Below are 22,925 nucleotides of genomic sequence, written 5' to 3' on the forward strand. Positions count from 1 at the left end.
TCAAGAAACTGACTAATCACATTGATGACCAGCCGTAGCCGAGCACCAGGGAGAAGCCGTGACCGCAGCAGACCGCTTCCGCGCCGCCGTCGAGAGCAGTGACGCCGCCGCTCTGGAGGCCCTGTTCACCGAGGACGTCCGCCTGTACAGCCCCGTGAAGTTCACGCCGTTCGAGGGCCGGCCGATGGTGCTGGGGCTCTTCGGGGTACTCCTGCGCACCTTCGAGGACTTCCGCTACGTCGGGCAGTACGCCGGCGCCGCCGAGACGAGCGTGGACGGCACGGTGTCCCCGTCGGAGGTGTTGCTCTTCCGCGCGACGGTGAACGGCAAGGCGATCCACGGCATCGACCTGCTGCACTACGCCGACGACGGCCGGATCAAGGAGTTCACCGTGATGGTGAGGCCCCAGTCGGCGGTGCACGCCCTGGGCGAGGCGGTGCTCGCCGGGCTGGTCGCCGACGGCCTGGCCCCGGCCCCGGCCGAAGGGACGCCCACTCGCTAGTGCTGTGACCGGGAAGGTTTGCCGGGTCGCGGCGTCTGGCGCGGTGCATCGCAAGGCGGAGGGCCGCGGCTCGTACGGGAGTACTTGCGTGGTCCGACAACGCGGCGAGGTGCCGTGCCGGGCGTCGTGGCCCGGTGAACCTTCCCGGTCACAGCGCTAGGCTCGCCGGGCAGCCAACTCCCGTACACACGCCCGGAGGAACCGGTGGACATCCGCTCGGCCCAGCAGCTCGCCTGGGACAACAAGCTCGCGAAGGGCTTCAACACCACAGACGTGGCGCTGGAGTTCGGGCTGCTGACGGCCGAGGTCGGGGAGGCGTTCACCGCCTGGCGCAAGAAACTGCCCGACTTCGGGGAGGAGCTCGCGGACGTGGTCCTGTACGTCGCGGCGCTCGCCGAGATGAACGGGATCGACCTGGAGTCCGAGGTGGAGCGGAAGCTCGCCAAGAACCGCGACCGCGTCTACGTCCGGGACGAGCGGGGCGTCCTGCACCGCATCGAGGCCCCGGGCGCAGCGGCCGAAGAGGCGAGGAGTCGGCGATGACCGCCACCCCGCGGGTGGCACTGGCCACCTCGGCCATGGGCCTGGCCTACGACGCCGACCTGCCGCTGATGCTCGAAGCGCTGCGCGCCCGCGGCGTCGACGCCGTGGCGGCGCCCTGGGACGCCGGGGACTTCGACTGGTCGCAGTGCGCCGCCGTGGTCATCCGGTCCACCTGGGACTACGCCGAGCGGTGGCCGGAGTACCTGGCCTGGGCCGACGCGGTACAGCGTGCGACGCGGCTCGACAATCCGGCCGGGCTCGTGCGCTGGAACACCGACAAGCGCTACCTCGGGGAGCTCGCCAGCCGTGGCGTGCCCGTGGTGCCGACCCGCTTCATCGCACCCGGCGAAGCCCTCGTCCTGCCCGGGCACGGGCAGTTCGTCGTCAAGCCGGCCGTCTCGGCCGGCTCGCGCGACACCGCGCGGTACGCGGAACACCATCACGAACTGGCGGCCGGGCACGTCGCGGCGCTGCACGCCGCCGGGTCCACCGCGATGGTGCAGCCCTACCTGTCCCGGATCGACGAGGGCGAGCGGGCGCTCGTCTTCCTCGGCGGCGTCTTCAGCCACGCGATGCGCAAGGGCCCGGTGCTGACCGATGTCGGGGTCGTCGACAACGAGCGCGTGCCGCATCCGGATCTGGTGCCGTACCGGCCGTCGCCGGCCGAACTGGCGCTGGCCGGGGCGGCGATGGCGGCCGTTCCCGGTACGCAGGACCTGCTGTTCGCGCGGGTCGACATCGCGACGGCGGACGACGGCACGCCCGTCCTGATGGAGCTGGAGCTCGTGGAGCCCAACCTCTTCACGGCCCGCAACGAGCACGGGCTACGGCGCTTCGCGGACCTCGTCCACGAGCGCGCGGCAGCCGGTCACTGACGCGAGCGGGAGTCCGTCCCGGAGCCGTGCCACCTGATGTGCGCGGCGACGGGCAGGTGATCGCTTCCCGTCGCGGGCAGCGCACGGACCCGGGTGACGGTCGCCGCGCGGGTCATGACCTGGTCGATCCGGGCGACCGGCAGCGCCGCGGGCCAGCTGAACGCGAAGTCCGGGCCGGGCGGTTCCATCTGCGCGGCGACCGGATCCAGCCCGCGGTCGTCCACGGTGCCGTTGAGGTCCCCGAGCAGGATCAGCGGGTCCGTCCGCTCCGCGGCGATCGCGGCGCCGAGCAGTGCGGCGCTCTCGTCCCGCCGTGCGGAGCCGAAACCGTGCACCGGGCCGAGGCGCACCGAGGGCAGGTGTGCCACGTACACGGCGACTTCGCCGTTCGGCGTACGGGCGGTGGCCCGCAGTCCGCGGTTCCAGCCCTCCCCCACGCCGGTCGGCCGGATGTCCACCGGCCGCACCTGCGCCAGCGGGTGCCTCGACCAGAGTCCGACCGTGCCCTCCACCGCGTGGTACGGATACTCCGGCGCGAGCACCGCCTCGAACGCCGGCGCGGCGGCGGGCGTCAGCTCCTCCAGGGCGATGAGATCGGCCCCGGTCCCGGCCAGGGCGCGCGCGGTGCCCGCCGGATCGGGGTTCTCGTCGCTGACGTTGTGCTGGACCGCGAGGAGGTCGGGGGCCCGGTCGTCGCCGGGGAGCAGGAAGCCGCCGAAGAGGCCGAGCCAGGCGGCTGCGGGCAGCAGCACCGCACAGGCGGCCACGGCCGAGCGGCGCAGCAGCGCCAAGGCCAGCAGGACCGGCACGGCCAGGCCGAGCCAGGGCAGGAACGTCTCCAGGAGACTGCCGGGACGGCCCGCCGTGTCGGGCACCGCGCCGTGGAAGAGCAGCAGGCAGGCGACGAGGAAGGCGAGCCCGGCGAGCACCCGCCCCTGCCCGCGCCACGACCCCTGCCCCTGCCACGGCCGCCGCCATGACCCCTGCTTGCCCACGCGCCCTGCTCCCGATCGGCTCGCCGTCCCCCGCATCGTGGCCACTCGCACGACGCCGCACGGTACGACGACGCCGCGCGCGGTGATCCGGTTCCCGCGGCCCGCCCGGAGCCGGAGCGCCGTCACCCCCCGGGCCTGCACGGAACGGGCCGTTCACCCCGCCGGCGGGCGGCCGGGAACCGCGCTGACACGGGCCAGGACGAGGACCGTGTCGTCGGTCGCCGCGTCCGGCAGCAGGTTCGCGAGGATCCGGTCGGCCGCCTCCTCCAGCGAGCCGAGCGGCGCGCGCAGCTGCTCGCGCAGGGCGTCCACGCCGGTGTCGATGTCCTGGCCGCGGGCCTCGACGAGGCCGTCGGTGTACAGGGCCACGGTGGCGCCCTCGGGAAGCTCGACCTCGACCGACCGGTACGGTACGCCGCCCACCCCGAGCGGCACCCCGAGCACGTCGCCGATGGTGTGCACCGTCCCGTCCCGGTGGCGCACCAGGGGTGGGGGGTGGCCAGCGTTGGCGATGCGGGCGCGGCCGGTGTGCGGGTCGTAGAGCAGGTACAGGCAGGTCGCCCACTCGATGCCGGCCTCTTGGGCGCAGACGTCGAGTTCTTCGAGCAGGGCCGCGGGCTCCGCGGTGTGCCGGGCCAGCGTCTTCGCGGTGATCCGCAGCCGGCCCATGGCCGCGGCGGCGGGCACGCCGTGTCCCATCACGTCGCCGACGACGAGGGCGACCCGGTCGCCGGACAGGGCGATCGCGTCGTACCAGTCGCCGCCGACCTCGGTGACCTTGCTGCCGGGCAGGTAGCGGTGGCTGATGTCCACGTACGGGCCGGCGGCGGGGGCGCTGGGCAGCAGGGCCCGCTGGAGGGTGAGGGCGATGTCCTGGACCCTGCCGTAGAGCCGGGCGTTGTCCAGGCACAGCGCGGCCCGGGAGGCCAGTTCGCCCGCGAGGCCGAGGTCCTCCTCGGCGAAGGCCGGGCGGGCGGCGGAGCGGCCGAACATGGCAATGCCCTGCACCGTTCCGCGGGCGATGAGCGGTGCCATGAGGATGCAGGTCAGCCCGCTGTCGAGCAGCAGCTGCGCGCGCTGCTGGTGCACGACGGTCCGGGTCGCGAAGTCCTCGTCGACCGTGAAGCAGAGCGGGCGGCCCGTGCTCAGCATCTGGTGGGTGTTGGACCCCGGCGGGTACGTGACCTCCTCCAGGCCGCTCACGAGCTCGACGGCGGGCTCGGGGAGGATGGTGCCGGAGGCGATCCGGCGGGTGGCCACCGGCAGCGCCGGGTCGAACGCCTCGTTCTCGTCCATCCACTCCACGAGTTCGACGACGGAGGCGTCGCAGAACTCCGGGATCACCGCGCCGACCAGCTCACGCGCGGTGGTGTTCAGGTCCAGGGTGGTGCCGATGCTCGCCGCGGCCCGGTCGAGCAGGGCCAGGCGCTGCCGTGCTGCCGTCGCCTCCAGGATGGCCTGCTCGCGGTCGGTGACGTCCAGCAGCAGTCCGCCCACCCCGCGGCGCGTGTCGCCCGCGCCGCTGAGCGGGAAGAAGCTGACCGAGCGCACCTGGTCGCGGTCGGGATGGCCCCGTGTGCGCAGCCCGACGAGGGTGCCGATCACCGTCCGGCCTCCGTCGGCCACGGACCGCAGCATGCGCTGGTACTCCCCGCCGTCCGATGTGATCATGATGTCCGCCATCCGGCGGCCCAGGTGCGCGTCGAGCGGGATCCCGTCCATGTCGGCCAGGGCCTGGTTGAGGTGGACGTAGCGCAGCTCCTCGTCCAGCATGACCAAGCCGATCGGGCAGGTCTCGAAGAGGGCGTCGAGGAAGGACAGGTTGGTCTTCACCCGGTCCAGCTCGTCGCCCCGGCTCGCCAGCCCCATGACCACGGAGCGGCCCGTGGGACCGGTCAGCGGGAAGACCCGGAAGCCGCAGTCGAACACCGTGCCGTCCCGGTGCAGTGCGGGCAGCCGCACGCGCCAGTAGCCGAGGGCGCGGGCGCGCTCCACGAGGTGTGCGGCCCCGCCGGGACCCGCACCGGGGGCGGGCTCGGGGAAGAGGACCGCCGCGGGCCGCGACAGCACCGACCGGGCCTCGTGGCCGAAGAGGCTCTGCGCGCCGGGGCCCCAGTAGCAGACCCTGTCCTCGTCGTCGATGCCGAAGACGGCCACCACCACGTGTTCCAGCAAGGACCCCGGTTCGGACCGGATCGGGCCGGGATCCACCGCGCCCCCCAGCCGGTCCGATGGCATCGGCAGGCCCCCTTCTGCGCACGGCTCGCGCGCGCGGCTGACCGGAGCCCGCGTGGCGGACACGGGCTGCCCCTCAATTCTGCCCGCCATCGGGGAGGAGGACATCACGGCGCCGCACGGGAGCGGTCCGGTGACCCACGGTGACGTCCGGCGCAGCGCCGCGGGCGTGCGCAGGTGCGGGCGGGCCGGGCCCGCCGGCGCTTCTCGCCACCTCTCCCGAGTTGACCACCGGCTCGCGACCGGGCAGGTCACGGGCGGTTTCCCGGCCGGGCCGGCGATGGGCAACAGGCAACCCGTCGACGCCCGCGGGCAGCCGGGCAAGGCTGATGGCGTCAGCACGTCAGCACCGAGGCAACCCAACAGGGGGACAAGATGCGCAAGATGATCCGCGGCGCCGCCGCGCTCGCCACCGCCGCCGCGGCCGTCGTGGCACTGGGCGGCGCGGCCGACGCCAAGCCCGCCGACGACTGGGCCGGTTGTCCGTACGGGGCGGTCTGCATCTACCCGCAGAACCAGAACCCGGCCGTCAGGCCGAGCCAGATCTTCTACAGCTACGGAGCCCACAACCTGAGCAACCAGTTCGGCAACCACTGGGTCCTCAACAACCAGTACGGCGGGGCCACCGCCAGCCTGTGCACCGGCTACAACGGAGCCGGCTGCGGGTCCCGCATCGCCGAGGGGACGGGCGTCTACGCCGACCTCGGGCCGATCAACTCCATCACCCTCAACCGGCCGTAACCGAGCAGCCGTTCGCACGGCCTTCCGGATCCGCCGGCCGCGGCGGCTCCGGAGGGCCGCTGTGCTGCGCGTTTTTGCGCCACGCCGGGCAGAACGCGTGCTCCGCCGTCCGACCCCCGCGGTAGCCTGGGACCTTCCATCTCACAACCTGGGCGCGCTGTGCCATGGGGGATGCCGTGGGGGATCCGGACCGCGGACGGAACACCGATCACCAGCACGATTCACCTGAAGCCACCGAGGCCGTCCCGGCCACCGACGACTCCGGCACGTCCTTTCCCGCCCGGTTGAGGCAGCTGCGGGTGCAGCGCGGCCTGTCGCTGGCCGACCTGGCCCGCAGGACGCACTACAGCAAGGGCTACCTGAGCAAGATCGAGACCGGCGCCAAGCGGGTCACCCGCGATGTCGCGCTGCGCTGCGACCAGGTACTGGAGGCCGGGGGCGCCCTGTTACGGCTGGTCCCGGAGGCGGAAGTCCCCAGGGCCCGGGCGGGGTCGGGGTCGGGCACGGGCGGGGGTTCCGACGGCGCGGCCGGGCCGCAGTCGGCGGGCGAGTGCCCCTACCGCGGCCTCGCCGCCTTCACCGCGCGGGACGCTGGCTGGTTCTTCGGCCGCGACCGGGTGACCGCCGCCTTGGTCGAGCGGGTCTTCGAACGGATCGGCAGCGGCCCGCTGATGCTCGTCGGCCGGTCGGGCGCCGGCAAGTCGTCCCTGCTCAGCGCGGGTCTCGTACCGGCCCTGCGACGCGCCGGCGGATTCCCGATGGCGGGCGCCGACGGCTGGCCGGTCGTACGGTTCACACCGACCGCACATCCGCTCCAGGAACTGCTGGACTGCACCGCGAAGGTGCTCGGCGGCGATCTCGGCCTCACCGTACGGGAGCTGCGGGACCGGCCGCAGCGACTGCTCGAGGCCGTCCACGACCTGGCGGGCGACACCCCGGCAGGCTCCGGGGAGCACCGACTGCCCACCGTCCGGCCGGTATTGCTCGTCGACCAGTTCGAGGAACTTTTCACCCTCTGCTCCGACGAGGACGAACGGCGCGGCTTCGTCCACGTCCTGTGCGCCCTGGCCGCATCGGGGCCGGAGCCGGCCGCGTACGACCCGGCCGTCGTGGTGCTCGGCGTCCGGGCCGACTTCTCCGGGAGCTGCCTGGACCTTCCCGAACTGGCCTCGGTCTTCACCGACGGGCTGTTCGTCCTCCCCCCGATGTCCGTGACCGAGCTGCGCGAGTCGATCACGCGCCCGGCGGAGCGCGCCGGGCTCACCCTCGAGGCGGGCCTGGTCCCCCTGTTGCTGCGGGACGCGGGACTGCGCGAGGAGCCCGGGACACCGGCCCCGGCGGGCGGGCCGGGGGACACGCCGTCCGGTGCGCTGCCGCTGGTGTCCCACGCGCTGATGGCCACCTGGCAGCGGCGCGAGGGGGCCACGCTGACCGTCGCGGGCTACGAGGACACGGGCGGGATCCGGGGCGCGGTCGCGCACACGGCCGAGAACGCGTTCGCCCGCCTGTACCCGGCCGAGCAGCGGACGATCCGCAGCATCCTGGTGGCGCTGGTCCACGTCGCCGACGGCGCAGGGGCGACGCGGCGGCGGACGGACCGGACCGCGCTGATGGAGCAACTGGCCGATGCGGACCGGGCCGCGGCGGCCCTGGACGCGTTCGTCCGGGCCCGGCTGATCACGATGGACAGCGACACCGTGGAGATCACCCACGAGGCCCTGCTGCACGCGTGGCCGCGGCTGCGCGGCTGGATCCACGCCGACCGCGACGGGCTGCTGATCCACCGGCAGCTGGCCCGCGCCGCCGAGGAGTGGGAGCGCGAGGGGCGCGATCCGTCCGTCCTGTACCGCGGCACCCGGCTGGAGAGCGCCCGCACCTGGGCCGACGAGCTCGACGGCAGGAGCCGGCTCGGCCCCCGGGAGGCGGCCTTCCTGCGCTCGAGCCAGGCCGCGGAGGACGCCCGGCGGACGCAGGCCAGGCGCCAGGTCCGGCTCCAGCAGCGGATGCTGGCCATGCTCGTCGGCCTGCTGGCGGTGGCCCTGACGGCCGGCGCGCTGGCCTACCAGCAGCGGGCGGGCGCGCTCGGCCAGGAGCGCATCGCCCGTTCGCAGGCCCTCGCCGTGCAGTCCACCTCCCTGGCGGCCGGTCAGCCCGAGGCCTCGATGCGGCTCGCCGAGGAGGCGTACCGCACCGAGGCGACGCCCCAGGCGCGGGGGGCGCTGCTGAGCACGCAGGCCCAGCCGTTCCTCGCCCGCCTCGGCGGGCACAGCGGCCCGGTCAACGCAGTGGCGTTCGCCCCGGGCAACCGGCTGCTGGCGAGCGCAGGTTCCGACGGCAAGGTGCTCCTGCGGCGGGTCGCGGACCGGCGGACGACGGTGACCCTGACCCTGCCCGGACGGGTGCGTGCGGTCGCCTTCGGCCCCGACGGCCGCACCCTCGCGGCGACGTCCACGGACGGTCCGGTACGGCTGTGGGACACGGAGGGCCACGGGCTCGCGGTGCTCCCCGCGCAGACGGCGGACGCCCGCGCCGTGGCCTTCGCTCCCGACGGGCACACGCTCGCCGTGGCCTGCGCCGACGGGACGGTCCGGCTGTGGGATCCCGCGGGCGGCGGCGCGGCGGTGACCGTGCTGAGCGGCCACACCGGGAGGGTCAACGCCCTGGCCTACGCGCCGGACGGCAGAGCCCTGGTGTCGGCGGGCGCCGACCAGACCGTACGGCTGTGGGACCCGGTGGCGGCCCGTCAGCTCGCCGTCCTCGAAGGGCACACCGGTGAGGTGCTGGGCGTGGCGTTCGCTCCGGACGGGCGGACGGTGGCCTCCGGGGGCGTCGACCGGACCGTACGGCTGTGGGACGTGGCCGAAGGCCGTACGACCGCGACGCTGACGGGCCACAACGACGACATCAACGCGGTCGCCTACACCCCGGACGGCGCCACGGTCGTCAGCGCGAGCGGCGACGGCACCACCCGGCTGTGGGACGTGCGCAGCGGCCGCCTGACCTCGACGCTGGCCGGGCACACCGACTACGTGCTCGCGGTCGCGGTGGACCCGGGGGGCACGATGCTGGCCACCGCGGCCTTCGACCAGTCGGTGGTGCTCTGGGACCTGCGCGGTCCGGTCCTGACCTCGCGACCGTTCACGGAGATCTGGCACGCCGCGTACAGCCCGGACGGGAAGCTGCTGGCCACGGCGGACGCCGATCACACGGTGCTGCTGTGGGACGTGGCCGGGCGGCGGGTGGTCGCGACGTTCGCGGGCCACACCGAGACGGTGTTCTCGGTGGCCTTCTCCCCCGACGGGCGGCTGCTGGCCTCGGCGGGCTCCGACGGGACGGTCCGGCTGTGGGACGTGGTCTCGCATGCCGCCCTGGGCACGCTGGCCGGTCACGGCGGGACGGTGTTCTCGGTGGCCTTCTCCCCGGACGGGAAGCTGCTGGCGTCGGCCGGTTCCGACCGTACCGTGCGGCTGTGGGACGTGGCCTCCCGTACGGCCCTGGGCACGCTCGCGGGCCACACCGACTTCGCGAACGACGTGGTGTTCAGCCCGGACGGCCACACCCTGGCGAGCGCCGGTGACGATCTGACGGTACGTCTGTGGGACGTTCCCGGGCGGCGGCCGCTGGCCACGCTCACCGGTCACGCGGGCGCGGTCCGGGCCGTTGCGTTCAGCCCGGACGGGCGGACGCTGGCGAGCAGCGGCAACGACGGCACCGTACGGCTGTGGGACGCCCGGAGGTTCGAGGCCGGGGCCGTGCTGGCCGGCCACACCGGCTCCGCCCGCGCCGTCGCGTTCTCCCCCGACGGCCGGACGCTCGCCAGTAGCGGCAACGACCGTACGGTGCGGCTGTGGGACGTGGCCGGGCGGCGGCTGTGGGCCGCCCTGACGGGCCACACCAGCGCGGTGTGGGGCGTGGTCTTCTCACCCGACGGGCGGACGGTGGCCAGCAGCAGCAACGACGGCACGGTGCGGCTGTGGAACCCGGACCTGCCCGCCCGGCTGGCGGAGATCTGCCGGCTGCACGCGGGCGACGGCGGTGCGCGGTGCGCCGAAGAGCCCTGACCGGCGGGGGTTTCCCAGGGGTTTCCCGTTGCCCGTCCGGGTGGGGCGCCGCCGGGTCCTCGACGCGGGGAGGCCGCGGCGCGCAGGCTCGTTCCGGCGGCGGCACTCGCCAACGGCCGCCCCCGCCACGGTGCTTCCCCACGACTTCGCCACGACCCTCCCGACGGCCCCTTCCGACGGCCCCTCCCCGCGGCCCGTCCCCGCGGCAACGAGAATCGAGGAACCCGCATGCTTCGCCGGTCCGGTCTCATCGGCACACTCATCGCACTCCTGGTCTGCCTCCTGTGGCCCCCCGCGTCGGCGGCGGCCGCCGACAGCTCGTGCCGGGTCCTGGCCCCGGGTGCGTCCGCCGCCGCCGAGCGGGCCGTCGGCGCCGCCTGCGCACAGGTCGCCGCCGACGTCTGGTACACGTGGGGCGGCGGCCACGGTCCGCAGCCCGGGGCCACGTACGGGCAGGTGGACCCTACGGATCCGGCCAGCGAGCACGATCCCGAGCGGCTCGGCTTCGACTGCTCGGGACTGGTCCGCCACGCCTACGCCGAGGCCACCGGGTCGGACATCCTGAACGGGGTCGCCGGCGCCCAGTACTACACGCACCACGCGGCCGGCCGCTTCACCGCGGCCGACGGCCTGGCCCCGCTGCTCCCGGGCGATCTGCTGGTGTGGGGCACCTCCCAGGACCTGCACCACATCGCGATCTACCTGGGCGCCGGCAAGATGGCGGAGGCCCGGCAGTCCGGTACCAAACTGATGGTCAGCGACGTCCGGCTGAACGGCGGTTACTACGGGGCGGTGCGGATCGACCCGGGTCCGGTGACCGGGCACGTGTTCCGGACCTGGGGCACCGGTGTCTGGACCAAGGACCGGCCGTCCACCGCGGCCGCGCGCGTCTACGCCTTCCCCGGGCCGACGACGATCCGCGTCGAGTGCCAGAAGCACGCGGAGAAGGTCACCTCCGACGGCTACACCAACGACGCCTGGTCCTATCTGCCCGACTACAAGGCGTGGGTCACCAACATCTACATCCAGGGGCCGGCATGGCTGGAAAACGTCCCTACCTGCACGTTCTGAGGCGGCACGTACGCGGTCCACACCCGTCCGGCACGTACGATCGCAGGCCGCGGCCTTGATCACCGCCCCGCGGCGGCGAGTCCACGAACGCGAAACCCTTCCCGTAACTCTGCAGTTGAGGAACAACGTGCGCCTGCCTCTCGACCGACGTCTGACTCTCAGTGCCACCCTGCTCGCCGTGCTCGCCGGTGTGGTGCCCGCGACCGCCGCCGAGGCAGCGGCGGCCCCGTTCTCCGCACGGGCGGCACAGACCGCCGCGCCCGCGCCGACGCCCGACCTCGAGGCCGTGACGCAGGCGTTGAAGAACACCACCGCGGTCGGTGCGCCCGGCGCCATGGTCCGCATCACCGGTTCCGGTGCGCCGCTGACCAGCGCGGTGGGGGTGCAGGACCGGACCACGGGTGCGGCCATGGACCTCAAGGGCCGCTTCCGCATCGGCAGCGTCACCAAGTCGTTCTCCAGCGTCGTCCTGCTCCAGCTGGTGGACGAGGGGAAGCTGAGTCTGGACGCCCCGGTCAACCAGTACCTTCCCGGCCTGCTGCCCGACGACCGGATCACGGTGCGCCATCTGCTCACCCACCGCAGCGGGCTGGCCGACTACACGAACGCCATGTTCGACCAGACGGTGCCCGGCTTCGAGGCCGTCCGGAACAAGGTCTTCACCTACCAGGAGCTGGTCGCGCTCTCGCTGCGCGAACCGCGCACGACCGAGCCGGGCGTCTCGTACAAGTACTCCAACACCAACTTCGTGGTCGTCGGCATGCTCATCGAGAAGGCCACCGGGCACGGCGTGGCCAAGGAGTACGAGCGCCGCATCATCAAGCCGCTGAAGCTGAAGAACACCTCGTACGTGCACCCCTCGACCGAGATCAAGGGTGCGCACCTGCACGGCTACCTCCACCCGGACGAGGCCGGGGCCCCGCTGGTCGACTCCACCGAGCAGACGGTGTCCTGGGCGCAGTCCGCGGGTGCGATGATCTCGAACGCCGCCGATCTGAACACCTTCATGTCGGCGCTGCTCGGCGGCAAGCTGCTGGCGCCGCGCATGCTCGACGCCATGCTCACCATGACCCCGACGGACGCCACGAACACCCGGTTCTACGGGCTGGGCCTGCGCCGCTACGACCTGTCGTGCGGCACCTCGGTGTACGGGCACACGGGCACGGTCCAGGGCTTCTACACGTACGCCTTCGCCACCCGCGACGGCAAGCGCAGCCTGGCGGCGGTGGCGAACACCTCGAACAAGGGTGAGGCGAACACGGCCCTGGGCGGCACGCTCGAGGGCGCGTTCTGCGGGAAGAAGGCGCCGGCGGCGGCCCCCGCGGCGGCTCCCGCCCAGCGCGGCTTCGCACTGCTCCCGGCGCTGACCGCGGCCCCGGCCGAGCAGGACCTGCCGGAGCACGGCTCGCGCTGATGCCGCCGGCCCGTGCCGCCCGGTGGTTCTCCACCGGGCGGCACGGGCCGTGACCCGGGCGCCGCCGCGGTTCAGGCGGTGACGCGGATCTTGGACTGGCCGTGGCCGAAGCGCTCCCAGTCCTCCATGAACCGGGCCTTGAGCCCGTGCCGGGACGCGAGGTCGACGAGGGTCTGGGTGCGGTAGTAGAAGTCCTCCCGCAGGACCTGGTGCTCGGCGGCCTCGGTGCGGTCGAAGGTGAAGTCGAAGAAGCCGCCCGGGGCGAGGATGCGTCCGACGTGGGCGAAGCACTCCTCGATGATCTCGATCGGCGAGTGGGAGAACACGCTGTGGGCGTGCACGACGTCGAAGTACGCGTCGGGCAGGAAGTCCAGCGTGAGGTCCTGGGTGAGCGTGAGGTGCGGCAGCTTGCCCTGGAGCTCCTGGCCGGCCAGCGTCTGCTTGGCCGATATGAGGATGTCGGGCGAGATGTCGATCCCGTAGTAGTGGCCGGGGTCGAGGTGCTCGATGAACCGCCAGCCGGCGCGCAGGTTGCCGCAGCCGATGTCCAGCATCGTGTGGTGCGGGGCGAGGCCGTGCTCCACGAGGTAGTCGAACTGCATCTTGCCGAGGGCCAGCCACCGGTCGTGGGTCTGGCTGCCGACGGCGGCCTCCGGGTTGCGGGCGGTGTCGGAGGCCATGACCGCCCGGTAGTAGCCCACGTGGTCGGGGTGCTTGAGCCGCAGCCAGCTGTCCCGGGCGGCCCGGCGGACGTACGGGCCGATGCGCGCGGGGTTGCGGGCCGCGTAGCGGACCTTGTGGGTGAGGGTGGTGCGGTTGGCGACGAGGTTCTTCTTGGTTGCCATGGGAGGTTCCTCCGGAAGAAGCGGTCGAAAGGGCCGGGCCGTCGCGCTCAGCCGAGGCGGCGGCCGCGCAGCCGGGCGGCCGTCAGCGTGACGAGCGCCAGGGCGAGCAGCAGGTAGACCGTGGTGTCGATCCCCTGGAAGGTCCAGAAGTCGGAGCTGGGGTACACCTTGTGGACCCGGCCCACGAAGCCGTGCTCGTCCATGCACCGGCGCAGCTGCTCGCCGGAGAACAGGCAGTTCTCCAGCGGGTGCTGGGCCCCGTCGGGGGTGAGGTAGCGGTATCCCGCCGACCAGGCGCTGCCGATGAGCTGCTTGGGCTGCATCCCGGGGGTGATCCGGTCGACCGGGGTGACGAAGTCCCGGCGGACGAAGGTCAGTACGGCGGCGGCGCCGAGCACCACGGCGAGGGTCGCGCCCATCGCGGGGAGCGTACGGCGGACCAGCAGGCCGATCGCGGTGCCGGCGGCCAGGGCGAACAGGGCGCCTGCCACGGCCGAGGGGCCGGACGCGCTCAGGACGTACGGGTCGAACCAGTAGACGCCGTCGCCCATGTTGGCGATCGGCGCCCACCACCAGGCGATGAGCCCGGCGACGGCGGTGGACAGGGCGGCGGCGCAGAGCGCCGCGAGGCCGAAGCGGGCCGCGAACCAGCCGCGGACGCCGGCGTCCTGGGTGAGGACGACCTTGATCGTGCCGCTCTCCAGCTCGCGGCCGATGAGCGGGGCTCCCCAGAACATGCCGATGGCCGCCGGGAGGACGAGGCCGATGGCTCCCAGGATGCGGATCCCCGCGTTGCTCTCGGACATGGCCTCGTAGGGCTCGGGCGGGCATTCGCCGTTCCAGCCCTTGCACTGCGAGAGGTCGTGGCCGCTGATGGCCTCGATCAGATCGGCCCGTTGCAGGGCGACCCAGACCGCGAGGGCGGTGACGAGCAGGGCTCCGGTGATGATGAGCAGGCGCTGCTGGCGCCAGGCGAGCCACAGGGTGCCCGTCATGCCGCGGCCTCCGTCGTACGTGCGGCGCTCCGGGGATCGGAACGCAGGTGGGCGAGCAGGAGCTCTTCGAGGGAGGGAGCCCTGGTGACCCAGCGCTCGTCGACCCCCGACGGGAGGGCGCTGCCGGGGGCGTTGCGCACGAGCGCGGACAGCTGGCGGCCGGTCGTGGTGGCGTGGACGACGGCTGCGCGGTCGGCGCCGTTCGGCAGGCCGTCCGGGGTGCCGGGTTCGGCGCGGCCGGTGAGCAGGGTGTACTCCTCCCGCAGGTCCTGGGTGTCGCCGCCGAGCCGGATCAGTCCGCCCTGCAGGAGCAGGACGTGGTCGCAGACGTTCTCCAGCTCGGGAAGGACGTGCGAGGAGATCACGACGGTGGTCCCGCGGTCGGCGACCTCGGCCATGAGCAGGCCCGTCACCTCGTGGCGCACCAGCGGGTCGAGGTCGGCGAGCGGCTCGTCCAGCAGGAGCAGGTCGGCCTGCTTGCCGAGGGCCAGGGCGAGGGCGACGCGGGTGCGCTTGCCTCCGGAGAGGGTGCCGATCCGGGTCTTCGGCGAGATCCCGCCCTCGCCGACGATGCGCTCGGCCTTCGCCTGGTTCCAGCGGCGCGGGCTGAGCCTGCGGCCGACGGCCAGCATCTCGGCGACGGTGAACTGCGGGTAGAGCGGCTTGTCCTGGCTGACGAAGGCCGTCCGGGTGCGGGCGTCCCGGGTGCCCGGGAGGGCGCCGAAGACCCGTATCTCTCCGGTGGTGGGCCGCAGCAGGCCGGTCGCGAGGTGGAACAGCGTGCTCTTTCCGGCCCCGTTGGGGCCGACGAGCGCGGCGATCCGGCCCGCCGGCAGTTCGAAATCGCAGTCGTGCAGGGCGCGGTTCCCCCGGAACCGCTGCCCTATCGCGGTTGCCCGGAGCGCCGGTTCGGCGGTCGGGTCGTTCACGTGGTGTCCTCTCGTGACGGTCGTTGCGTGCCGGCCCGCGTGGACCGCGCCGCTCCCCGCAGCCGCGCCGCCGCCTCGGTGAGCGCCGCCTCGACGAGCGCCATGACGTCCTCGCGCCCCAGCCCGGCGGCGTGCGCGCGGGTCACCCAGTCGACGAGGTCCGCGCGCAGCGGCGAATCGGCCGCCGCCTCGGGGCGGGAGAGCGATCGGGTGACGAACGTGCCCTGTCCCGGGCGCGGTTCGACGAGTCCCTCGCGCTCCAGCTCGCGATAGGCCTTGAGCACGGTGTTGGGGTTGATCGCGGTGGCTTCCACCACGGCCCTGGCGGTCGGCAGCCGGTCCCCCGGTTCCAGTACGCCCAGTCGGAGCGCCTGCTTCACCTGGTTCACGAGCTGCAGGTACGTGGCGACACCGCTGTGCCGGTCCACCTGAAACTCGATCATCTGCTGCCTCATTCCACTAATGCCTTAGTGGAATGATGTGGCGCAGGATCACGGTCCGTCAAATCCTCGCCCTGCACGGCGGCGTCGGCCGCCGCCCGGTCAAGTGGTCCGCAGCCGGGCCGGGAGCGTGGGCGCAGTGCGGGCGCCCGCCTTCTGGGTGCGGGCGGGCGCGGCGGTGAGGTCGCGGATCCGGTCGGTGAAGTCCGGGTCGGGCAGCGGGAGTTCGAGGTCGTCGTCGACGTAGCTGACGGCGGCCGAGACGTACTCCATGACGGCCTTGACCGTGCTCGAGCCGCGTTTCGACCCGCCTCCGCCGGGCCGGAGCGCCCGCAGGACGCGCAGGGTGGTGGGCAGGCTCGCATCGGCCGCGAGGTTCCGCTCCGCCCCGTCGAAGAGCACGGTGGCCGCGTCCGGTGCGCCGGGCGCGTCCGCCACGCCCCGCGCATCCGGAGCCTTCGGGGGATCCGCGGGGTGCCGGGCGGCGGACGGGGTCGTCTGGCGCCGCCACCAGAGCGCTTCGTGGTTCTCGCCGAGCGCGAGGTGGTGGAGGTACAGGCAGTACGAGGCGATCGAGTCTCCGGCGCCGGCGGCGTACTGCCACCAGAAGCGGGCCGAGTCCTCGGCGTCCGTGAGCAGCAGGATGCAGCCCAGGACGCGCGCGCCGGAGGGCTGGGGCAGCTTGTTCGTGAGGAAGTCGCCCAGCGCGGCGACGGCGGCTGCGGTGACGGCCGTTTCGCACAGTGCCCGGAGGTCGCGCGCGGCCGACCGCATGTCCTTGTGCGGTTCGCCCGGCGCCGCGCCGCAGGGCCGTGCGCCCGGCTCGTGGTGCGGTGCGCCGCGGGTGTCGGCGATGTCGGGGGGCGCGTACGAGGTGTCGTGGAGGCGGGCGCGGGCCAGCAGTTGGTCAATGCTCGAGGTCACCGGGGACCTCCTCCTCGGTGGTGGTGTCCGGGTGCAGGGCGGCGTGCAGGTGGCGCTTGGCGTGCCGTGCGGTGGACCGAACGGCGGCGAGGGAGGCGCCCAGTTCGTCCGCCGCCCGGGCGTCGTCCAGCCCGCACAGGTACAGCAGGACGATGACGTCCCGCTGGAGCGGCGCCAGGTCTGCGACGGCCCGGAACAGGGCCATGGACTCTTCGACCTGGCCGATCGGGTCCGGGGCGAGGTCCAGGGCCACCGTGTCGAAGGCGGCTTCGACGAGGGAGGGGCGGCCGTTGTCCTTCGGCGCGCGTTCGAGCACGGTCTGGCGCAGGATCGGCCACGCGAACCGCTCGGGGTTCTCGCTGGCGAGTGCGTCGTGCCACAGCATCAGCAGCAGGGTGAAGACGTCGTCGACGGCCTGCCGGACGAGGCCGGGGCGGCGCAGGAAGGCCGAGGCGTAGCTGGTGTAGTGCGGGTGGTGCATCTGCCGGAAGGCCAGGTAGTCCAGGGGGACCGAGGTGGCCCGGGTGCGGTGGCGGGCGCCGCCCTCGTGGAGGCAGTCCTTGATCCACGAGGTGCGCTTGCCGAGGTCCCGCGCGGCCAGCACCCACCGCAGCCGCATCGTGTCGTACGGCACGCCGGGCCGGTCCAGCGCCAGGAGCACCGTCCGGACGAAGACCCAGCGGGGATAGCGGCCGACGGCCCGCAGCAGCTCGGATATGTGCCCCTTGGGCCGGCCGGTGCGCGCCTGGAGCTCGTCCAGGGTCACTCCCCTGCCGTGGATGGCGTCGCGCAGCGGCTCCAGCCAGGCGCGGTGCGCCGCTCCGGTGCCCTCGGCGATGGGCCCCAGCCGGCGGCCCGGTTTGCCGCGCCGGCCCTGGGGGACGTCCTGGGGTGCCGAGTGGAGGTTCATCCCCGCGGCTCCTCGTCCCGGTCGGGCACCTGCACGGAGGGCCGCTCGCGGCGGCCCTCCGCGAGTCCCGTTCCCGCCTGGACGATCTGCTGCACGCCCAGCGCGACCGACGGGATGAGTGCGGTGACGGCTGCGACGGGCTGTCCCGCCACCACCATCACCACACTGAATGCGAAGATCGCTAAGAGCGCCACCACGGTGACGATCATCCGGTTGTTCTTCATCGCGCCGTCCTCTGGCTGTGTGCGCCATGGTTGATGTCTGTTCGGGATGCGGCTCCGGCGTTGCCGACGCCCCCCTTCGAGAGCCGAGGCAAGCATGGAGTGAACAGAGTTGGACAGGTGCGAAAAAACCAGAACGGGGAACAATCAGAACCGGATGTCCGCCCGCCTCAGGCGGAGTCCAGCGGGAGGCGGGCCACCAGACGTGCGCCGGCCGGGGCGTCCTCGACCGCGAGGGAGCCGCCGAGCCGGGTGGCGATGTCGCGGGCTATGGCCAGGCCCAGGCCCGTGCCCCCCTCGTCGCGGCTGCGGGCGTCGTCGAGGCGGGTGAACCGCTCGAAGACCCGCTCCCGGTCGGCCGCCGGGATGCCCGGCCCGTCGTCCCGTACCTCCAGCACGGCGGTGCGCCGGGCGGCGTCGATCCGCAGGAGGAGCCGGACCCGCCGGTCGGCGTGGCGCTGGGCGTTGTCCAGCAGGTTGGTGACGAGCCGGGAGAGCCACAGCGTGCTGCCGCGCACGACGGCCTCGGGGGCGATCTCCATGTCGACGGGGATCCGGTCCTGCCTGCGCGAGCGGGCCGCCTCGCGGGCGACGTCCGCGAGGTCCACGGCTGCCGCCGGAGGCGGTTCCCCGGTGTCCAGGCGGGCCAGCAGGAGCAGGTCGGCGGCGAGGTCCTGGAGTCGTACGGTGTCCTCCAGGGCCCCGCTGACCAGTTCGCCCCACAGCGCCGGATCGGGGTGGGCCTGGGCGACCTCCAGCTGGGTGCGGAGCACCGTGATCGGGCTGCGCAGCTCGTGCGAGGCGTCGGCGATGAACCGGCGCTGGCGGATCCCGGCGGCTTCCAGCCGGTCCAGGGTGGTGTTCATGGTGACGGCGAGCCGGGCGATCTCGTCCTGGCTGCGCGGTACCGGCACCCGGCGGTGCAGGTCACGGTCGCTGATCTCGGCGACCTCGGCGCGGATCGCCTCGACGGGGCGCAGCGCCCAGCCGGTCACCCGCCAGGTGACCAGCGCGACGGTGAGCACGAGCAGCGGCACTCCGACGGCCAGCGCGCCCGTGATGACGTCGTCGGCGGCGTCGGCCTGCCGCAGCGAGGTCCCCGCGTAGACGGTGACCAGTCCCTCCCCGGTGACGGTGGTGACCTGCACGACGCGATGGCGGCGGTCGCCGCGGGCCGGGCCCTCCCACGTGCGGCGGACCGTGCCGGGTTTGCCCGGGCGGCCCGGGGAGAGGGCGGGGCGGCCGGCGAGGTTGGGGCTCGCCGCCAGGACCCGGCCGTCGGCGTCGACGACCTGCAGGAAGTCGGTGTCGCGCCCGGGTGTCAGTACGGTGTCGAGCCGGCCCGCGGCCGCGAGCCCGGCGGTGGAGAGGGCCTGCCGTTCCGCATCGGCCTGGGCGCTGCGCATCAGGTTGCCGTCCAGCATCCCGAGCAGGGCGAAGGAGGCGGCGCCGAGGGCGAGGGCCACCACGGTGGAGGCGCCGAGCGTGGCCCGCGCGCGGACGGACCGGGGGCGCAGGCGCCGCGCGGTGTGGCGGATGCGCCGCAGCGCGCTCATGCGGACACCGCCGGGGGCCCGGGCGGCGGCGCCGGACTCCGGTTCAGCCACCGTCGGCCGCCAGCCGGTAGCCCGCGCCGCGGACGGTCTCCACGGCGGCCCGGCCGAACGGAGCGTCGATCTTCCGGCGCAGGGCGCTGACGTGCACCTCGACGACGTTCAGATCGCCCTCGTAGGCGGCGTCCCAGACGTGCTCCAGTATCTCCCGCTTGGGTACGACCTCCCCGGCCCGCCGGGCCAGGTACACGAGGACCGCGAACTCGCGCGAGGTCAGCCGGGCCTCCGTCCCGCCGCGCGTGCACCGCTGCCCGGCCGGGTCGATCACCAGGTCGCCGAACTCCATGACCTGCGGGCTGCGGCGGCCGGTGCGCCGGATGAGGGCGCGCAGCCGGGCGACCAGGACCACGTAGGAGAACGGCTTGGCGAGGAAGTCGTCTGCGCCGGTGTCGAGGGCCTCGGCCTCGTCGTACTCTCCGTCCTTGGCGGTGAGCATCAGGATCCCCGACTCGCAGCCGCTCGCACGCAGCCGGGCGCAGACCCGGTAGCCGTTGAGCCCGGGCAGCATGATGTCGAGCACGATGGCGTCGTAGTCGTGCTCGCCGGCCAGCCACAGGCCCTGCGGGCCGTCGTGGGCGACGTCCACGGAGAAGCCCTCGGCCTGCAGACCCCGCTGCAGGGCCGCGGCGAGCCGCCGTTCGTCCTCGACCACCAGTACGCGCATGGGGACAAGGTTCTCAGGTCGCGCCGGCGGCTTGCTGAAGAGGTCTTCAGGTGGCTTCAGCGGGGCTTCAGCATCCGGCGCGCAGGATCTGCCGAGCCGGGCAGGGTGCTCGGAGAACGCGAGGAGCATGTCGATGACTCAGTCCAGTCCCCAGCCCCCCGAGCCGCCCGCGGGCCCGGGCGAGGCCAAGGCCGGCGCGACCGCGGCCGCAACGACGGCGGGTCGCCGCGGTCGGCTGGCCCGGCTGGCCCGTGAGGGGCGTACGCGATGGGTCGCCCTCGGGCTGGTCGTCCTGATCGGCGGCGGGGCGGCAGCGGTGGCGGCGGCCGAGCACGGCCACCGGGAGCACATGCGGGACGGCTTCGTCGCCAAGGTCCGTGAGCACGGCCGTGATCAGAAGCGGGCGGACGGTCCGACGGGACCGATGGGCCCGAAGCTGCGCAAGGGCGGCGAGCCCGAGGTCGTCGACGGCGACCGCGGCTTCCCGGGCCGGGAACCGGGCGGCCGCGGGCCGGGAGCCCGGGCGGACGGATCCGCCAAGGGCGCCCCGGCGCCGCTGCCCGCGCTGCCGGCGGCCCAGGCCGTCGAGAAGGCGACGGCAGCCGTGGAGGGCGGCAAGCTCGAAGCGCTGCGCGCCGTCGCGCAGCAGGGCGGCGGCAGCGCCTGGCTGGCCGTGGTCCTCGGTCCCGACGGGGTCCGGCACGCCGTGACCCTGGCCGGCGCCGACGGCACGGTCACGGGCAACACCGTTGCCGGGAAGGGACCGCTCGGTCCCCGCTGACCGGACACCCGGCCGTCCGTTCCGCCCCGGCGGGGCGGACGGCCGTACCCCGGTCCGTCAGACGGACGGACCGACGGAGTCCAGGACGGCGAGGTCCTCGGCGGACAGGCGCAGGGCGCCCGCGGCCACGTTGGCGGTGAGGTGGTCCGGGTTGCCGGTTCCGGGGATGGCCAGGACGTGCGCCCCGCGGTGCAGGGTCCAGGCCAGCCGGATCTCGGCGGGGCCCACCCCGTGGGCGCGGGCCACGTCGAGCACCTGCGGGTGCTCGGCGCCGCTCGCGCCCGCTTCGCGTCCCGTACCGGCGATCGAGTAGAACGGCACGAACGCCACGCCCTGCTCGCCGCAGCTGCGCAGGAACGCCTCCTGCTCGGGCCGGGCACCGAGCCCGTACAGGTTCTGTACGCAGACCACCGGCGCGATGGCCCGGGCCTCGGCGAGGTGTTCGGGCTGCACGTTGGACAGGCCGAGGTGGCGGATGAGTCCCGCCTCGCGCAGGTCGGCCAGGGCGCCGAAGCGCTCGGCGATCGAATCGGTCCCGACGATGCGCAGGTTCACCACGTCGAGGTGGTCGCGGCCGAGCTGGCGCAGGTTCTCCTCGACCTGGCCGCGCAGCTGCTCCGGGGTGGCGTGCGCCAGCCACTGCCCCGACGGGCCCCGGCCGGGGCCGACCTTGGTGGTGATGACGAGGTCGTCCGGGTACGGCGCCAGGGCCTGGTTGATCAGCTCGTTGGCGGAGCGCAGCGGGGAGAAGTAGAAGGCGGCGGTGTCGATGTGGTTGACGCCGAGCTCGACGGCCCGGCGCAGCACGCCGATCGCCCGGCCGCGGTCGCTGGGCGCGGCGCCGGGGGCGAACGCCGGGCCGTTCTGGGTCAGTCGCATCGCGCCGAAGCCGATGCGGTTCACTTCGAGGTCGCCGAGTGTCCAGGTGCCCGAGGCGGCCGCGGTGATCGTCTGAGTGGTCATGCCGGAATGATCTCCGCGCAGTAGGCTCGGGGCCATTGATTCGGGCATGGGTGAATCCAAGGGGTGGTCCTCCTGGCGGAGTTGGCGTTCTCGGCGGGCGATCTGGCGCAGATGCGGTTCGCCGTCTCGCCTTTGTGGGAGGTGGTGACCAGCTTCCGGCGGCTGCTGAACGACGGCGCCGTCTCGCCCGTGTACCGGCCGTGGGCCGAGCAGGTACGGCCCCGGCTGGCGGCCGCCGGGCTGGACCGGGGCTGGCTCGCCGAGCTGGTCCCGCCCAAGGGGTACGTACCCCATTTCCTCAACCCCGCGCCCGCCGGACCGGCCCCCGCCCTGGCGGCGGAGCTGGCCGGGGTCCTGGCCGCTCCCGCCGGCCCGGTCCGCCGCAACCTCGACCACCTGCGCCATCACCAGGGCCCGCTCGGCCCCCGGGCACGGGCCCTGCACGCGGACCCGCCGGCCCGGCTGCCCCGGCTCGCGGAGGAGATCGAGGCGTACTGGAAGCTCGCGCTCGCCCCGTACTGGGCCCGGATCCGCTCGGTGCTGGAGGCCGATGTCTTCCACCGGGCCCGGCAGGCGGCCGAGCAGGGCGCCGGCCACGTCATCAACGAGCTGCACAGCGCGGTGCAGTGGGACGAGAACGCCCTGAGGCTGGTGCGCCGGACCCGGCCCCTGTCCCGGGAGACGGCGGGCAGGGGGCTGCTGCTGGTGCCCTCGGCCTTCCTCGGGCCGGGCCTGCTGACCCGGATGACGCCGCCGGATCCGCCGCAGCTCGCCTATCCGGCGCGCGGGGTGGGCTCGCTCTGGGCGTCGCGGCCGCCGACCGGGAAGGCCGAGGCCCTGGCCGCCGTGCTGGGCCGTTCGCGGACCCTGCTGCTGACGGAGCTCGAGGCGCCCGCCTCCACCACCGAGCTGGCCCGGCGTACGGGGCTCTCGGCGGCCGGGGTGTCCCAGAACCTGACCGCGCTGCGCGACGCGGGCCTCGTCAGCGCGCACCGGGCGGGCCGCTCGGTGCTCTACGCCCGTACCGCGGCCGCCGAGACGCTCCTCGACGCCTCCGCCTAGGTCGTCTCTTTCGGATCTTGCCGGTCAAGCCCGCGCCGTCTGGCGCCGTGCATCGCAAGGCGGAGGGGCGCCCGAGTACTGGACGTACTCGGGCGCCCCGACAACGCGGCGAGGTGCGGTGCCGGGCGGCGCGGGTCAGGC

The 22,925-nt window shown here is 73.9% G+C and carries 21 protein-coding genes; 9 read left to right on the forward strand and 12 right to left on the reverse strand.

Annotation, left to right across the window (positions count from 1 at the left end; translation table 11 throughout):
• The first annotated feature begins 58 nt into the window (after positions 1-58).
• The 3 genes from ACFYXK_RS11475 to ACFYXK_RS11485 all read left to right on the forward strand — a co-directional run bounded on the left by ACFYXK_RS11475 (position 59) and on the right by ACFYXK_RS11485 (position 1,920).
• Positions 59-502 (forward strand): nuclear transport factor 2 family protein, encoded by a 444-nt coding sequence (locus ACFYXK_RS11475; RefSeq protein ID WP_389410928.1) that lies wholly within the window; start codon positions 59-61, stop codon positions 500-502.
• A 204-nt stretch (positions 503-706) separates the two neighbouring features.
• Positions 707-1,045 (forward strand): MazG-like family protein, encoded by a 339-nt coding sequence (locus ACFYXK_RS11480; RefSeq protein WP_389410929.1) that lies wholly within the window; start codon positions 707-709, stop codon positions 1,043-1,045.
• Positions 1,042-1,920: a RimK family alpha-L-glutamate ligase gene (locus ACFYXK_RS11485; RefSeq protein ID WP_389410930.1), complete on the forward strand. Its 879-nt coding sequence runs from the start codon at positions 1,042-1,044 to the stop codon at positions 1,918-1,920. Before ACFYXK_RS11480 ends, ACFYXK_RS11485 begins: the two co-directional genes overlap by 4 nt.
• Here ACFYXK_RS11485 and ACFYXK_RS11490 read toward each other — a convergent pair.
• The gene (locus tag ACFYXK_RS11490) at positions 1,914-2,951 is read right to left on the reverse strand and encodes an endonuclease/exonuclease/phosphatase family protein (protein WP_389410959.1); all 1,038 of its coding nucleotides are present in this window, start codon (positions 2,949-2,951) and stop codon (positions 1,914-1,916) included. The two genes, ACFYXK_RS11485 and ACFYXK_RS11490, sit on opposite strands and share 7 nt — an antisense overlap.
• A gap of 117 nt (positions 2,952-3,068) precedes the next feature.
• On the reverse strand, positions 3,069-5,153 hold the full coding sequence (locus tag ACFYXK_RS11495) for a SpoIIE family protein phosphatase (RefSeq protein ID WP_389410931.1): 2,085 nt from the start codon (positions 5,151-5,153) through the stop codon (positions 3,069-3,071).
• Between the two features lie 372 nt (positions 5,154-5,525).
• Between ACFYXK_RS11495 and ACFYXK_RS11500 the strand changes: the two genes are divergently transcribed.
• The 4 genes from ACFYXK_RS11500 (at position 5,526) to ACFYXK_RS11515 (ending at position 12,437) form a co-directional block, all read left to right on the forward strand.
• Entirely contained in the window at positions 5,526-5,891 is a 366-nt protein-coding gene (locus tag ACFYXK_RS11500; protein ID WP_389410932.1) for a hypothetical protein, read from the forward strand.
• Between the two features lie 176 nt (positions 5,892-6,067).
• Positions 6,068-9,952 carry a helix-turn-helix domain-containing protein gene (locus ACFYXK_RS11505; RefSeq protein ID WP_389410933.1) on the forward strand — a complete coding sequence of 1,295 codons (3,885 nt, stop codon included), beginning with the start codon at positions 6,068-6,070 and terminating at the stop codon, positions 9,950-9,952.
• Positions 9,953-10,180: 228 nt separating this feature from the next.
• Positions 10,181-11,023, forward strand: coding sequence for an NlpC/P60 family protein (locus tag ACFYXK_RS11510; protein ID WP_389410934.1), 843 nt, complete (start codon positions 10,181-10,183; stop codon positions 11,021-11,023).
• Between the two features lie 133 nt (positions 11,024-11,156).
• Complete coding sequence (locus ACFYXK_RS11515) at positions 11,157-12,437, forward strand: serine hydrolase domain-containing protein (protein WP_389410960.1); 1,281 nt, start codon at positions 11,157-11,159, stop codon at positions 12,435-12,437.
• Between the two features lie 71 nt (positions 12,438-12,508).
• Here ACFYXK_RS11515 and ACFYXK_RS11520 read toward each other — a convergent pair whose 3' ends face one another.
• The 9 genes from ACFYXK_RS11520 to ACFYXK_RS11560 all read right to left on the reverse strand — a co-directional run bounded on the left by ACFYXK_RS11520 (position 12,509) and on the right by ACFYXK_RS11560 (position 19,978).
• Positions 12,509-13,282, reverse strand: a complete 774-nt coding sequence (locus tag ACFYXK_RS11520; protein ID WP_389410935.1) for a class I SAM-dependent methyltransferase — start codon at positions 13,280-13,282, stop codon at positions 12,509-12,511.
• A 47-nt stretch (positions 13,283-13,329) separates the two neighbouring features.
• Positions 13,330-14,277, reverse strand: coding sequence for a transporter (locus ACFYXK_RS11525; RefSeq protein ID WP_389410936.1), 948 nt, complete (start codon positions 14,275-14,277; stop codon positions 13,330-13,332).
• On the reverse strand, positions 14,274-15,206 hold the full coding sequence (locus tag ACFYXK_RS11530) for an ABC transporter ATP-binding protein (protein WP_389410937.1): 933 nt from the start codon (positions 15,204-15,206) through the stop codon (positions 14,274-14,276). The genes ACFYXK_RS11525 and ACFYXK_RS11530 overlap by 4 nt, the downstream gene beginning before the upstream one ends.
• Entirely contained in the window at positions 15,203-15,649 is a 447-nt protein-coding gene (locus tag ACFYXK_RS11535; protein ID WP_389410938.1) for a GntR family transcriptional regulator, read from the reverse strand. The genes ACFYXK_RS11530 and ACFYXK_RS11535 overlap by 4 nt, the downstream gene beginning before the upstream one ends.
• A gap of 99 nt (positions 15,650-15,748) precedes the next feature.
• Positions 15,749-16,570: a hypothetical protein gene (locus ACFYXK_RS11540; protein WP_389410939.1), complete on the reverse strand. Its 822-nt coding sequence runs from the start codon at positions 16,568-16,570 to the stop codon at positions 15,749-15,751.
• A complete protein-coding gene (locus ACFYXK_RS11545) occupies positions 16,554-17,480 on the reverse strand; it encodes a sigma-70 family RNA polymerase sigma factor (protein ID WP_389410940.1) in 927 nt (308 codons plus the stop codon). The genes ACFYXK_RS11540 and ACFYXK_RS11545 overlap by 17 nt, the downstream gene beginning before the upstream one ends.
• Positions 17,477-17,704: a hypothetical protein gene (locus ACFYXK_RS11550; RefSeq protein ID WP_389410941.1), complete on the reverse strand. Its 228-nt coding sequence runs from the start codon at positions 17,702-17,704 to the stop codon at positions 17,477-17,479. The genes ACFYXK_RS11545 and ACFYXK_RS11550 overlap by 4 nt, the downstream gene beginning before the upstream one ends.
• A gap of 167 nt (positions 17,705-17,871) precedes the next feature.
• Positions 17,872-19,308, reverse strand: coding sequence for a sensor histidine kinase (locus ACFYXK_RS11555; RefSeq protein ID WP_389410942.1), 1,437 nt, complete (start codon positions 19,306-19,308; stop codon positions 17,872-17,874).
• Entirely contained in the window at positions 19,301-19,978 is a 678-nt protein-coding gene (locus tag ACFYXK_RS11560) for a response regulator transcription factor (protein WP_389410943.1), read from the reverse strand. Before ACFYXK_RS11560 ends, ACFYXK_RS11555 begins: the two co-directional genes overlap by 8 nt.
• Positions 19,979-20,111: 133 nt before the next feature.
• On the opposite strand from ACFYXK_RS11560, the gene ACFYXK_RS11565 reads away from it, so the two are divergent.
• Entirely contained in the window at positions 20,112-20,759 is a 648-nt protein-coding gene (locus tag ACFYXK_RS11565) for a hypothetical protein (RefSeq protein ID WP_389410944.1), read from the forward strand.
• Positions 20,760-20,816: 57 nt separating this feature from the next.
• Here ACFYXK_RS11565 and ACFYXK_RS11570 read toward each other — a convergent pair whose 3' ends face one another.
• Entirely contained in the window at positions 20,817-21,722 is a 906-nt protein-coding gene (locus ACFYXK_RS11570; RefSeq protein WP_389410945.1) for an aldo/keto reductase, read from the reverse strand.
• Between the two features lie 111 nt (positions 21,723-21,833).
• Between ACFYXK_RS11570 and ACFYXK_RS11575 the strand changes: the two genes are divergently transcribed.
• Positions 21,834-22,784, forward strand: coding sequence for a DUF5937 family protein (locus ACFYXK_RS11575; RefSeq protein ID WP_389410961.1), 951 nt, complete (start codon positions 21,834-21,836; stop codon positions 22,782-22,784).
• Positions 22,785-22,925 lie beyond the last annotated feature (141 nt).

This window comes from Streptomyces sp. NPDC002209 (genome assembly GCF_042890265.1).
Taxonomy (GTDB): domain Bacteria; phylum Actinomycetota; class Actinomycetes; order Streptomycetales; family Streptomycetaceae; genus Streptomyces.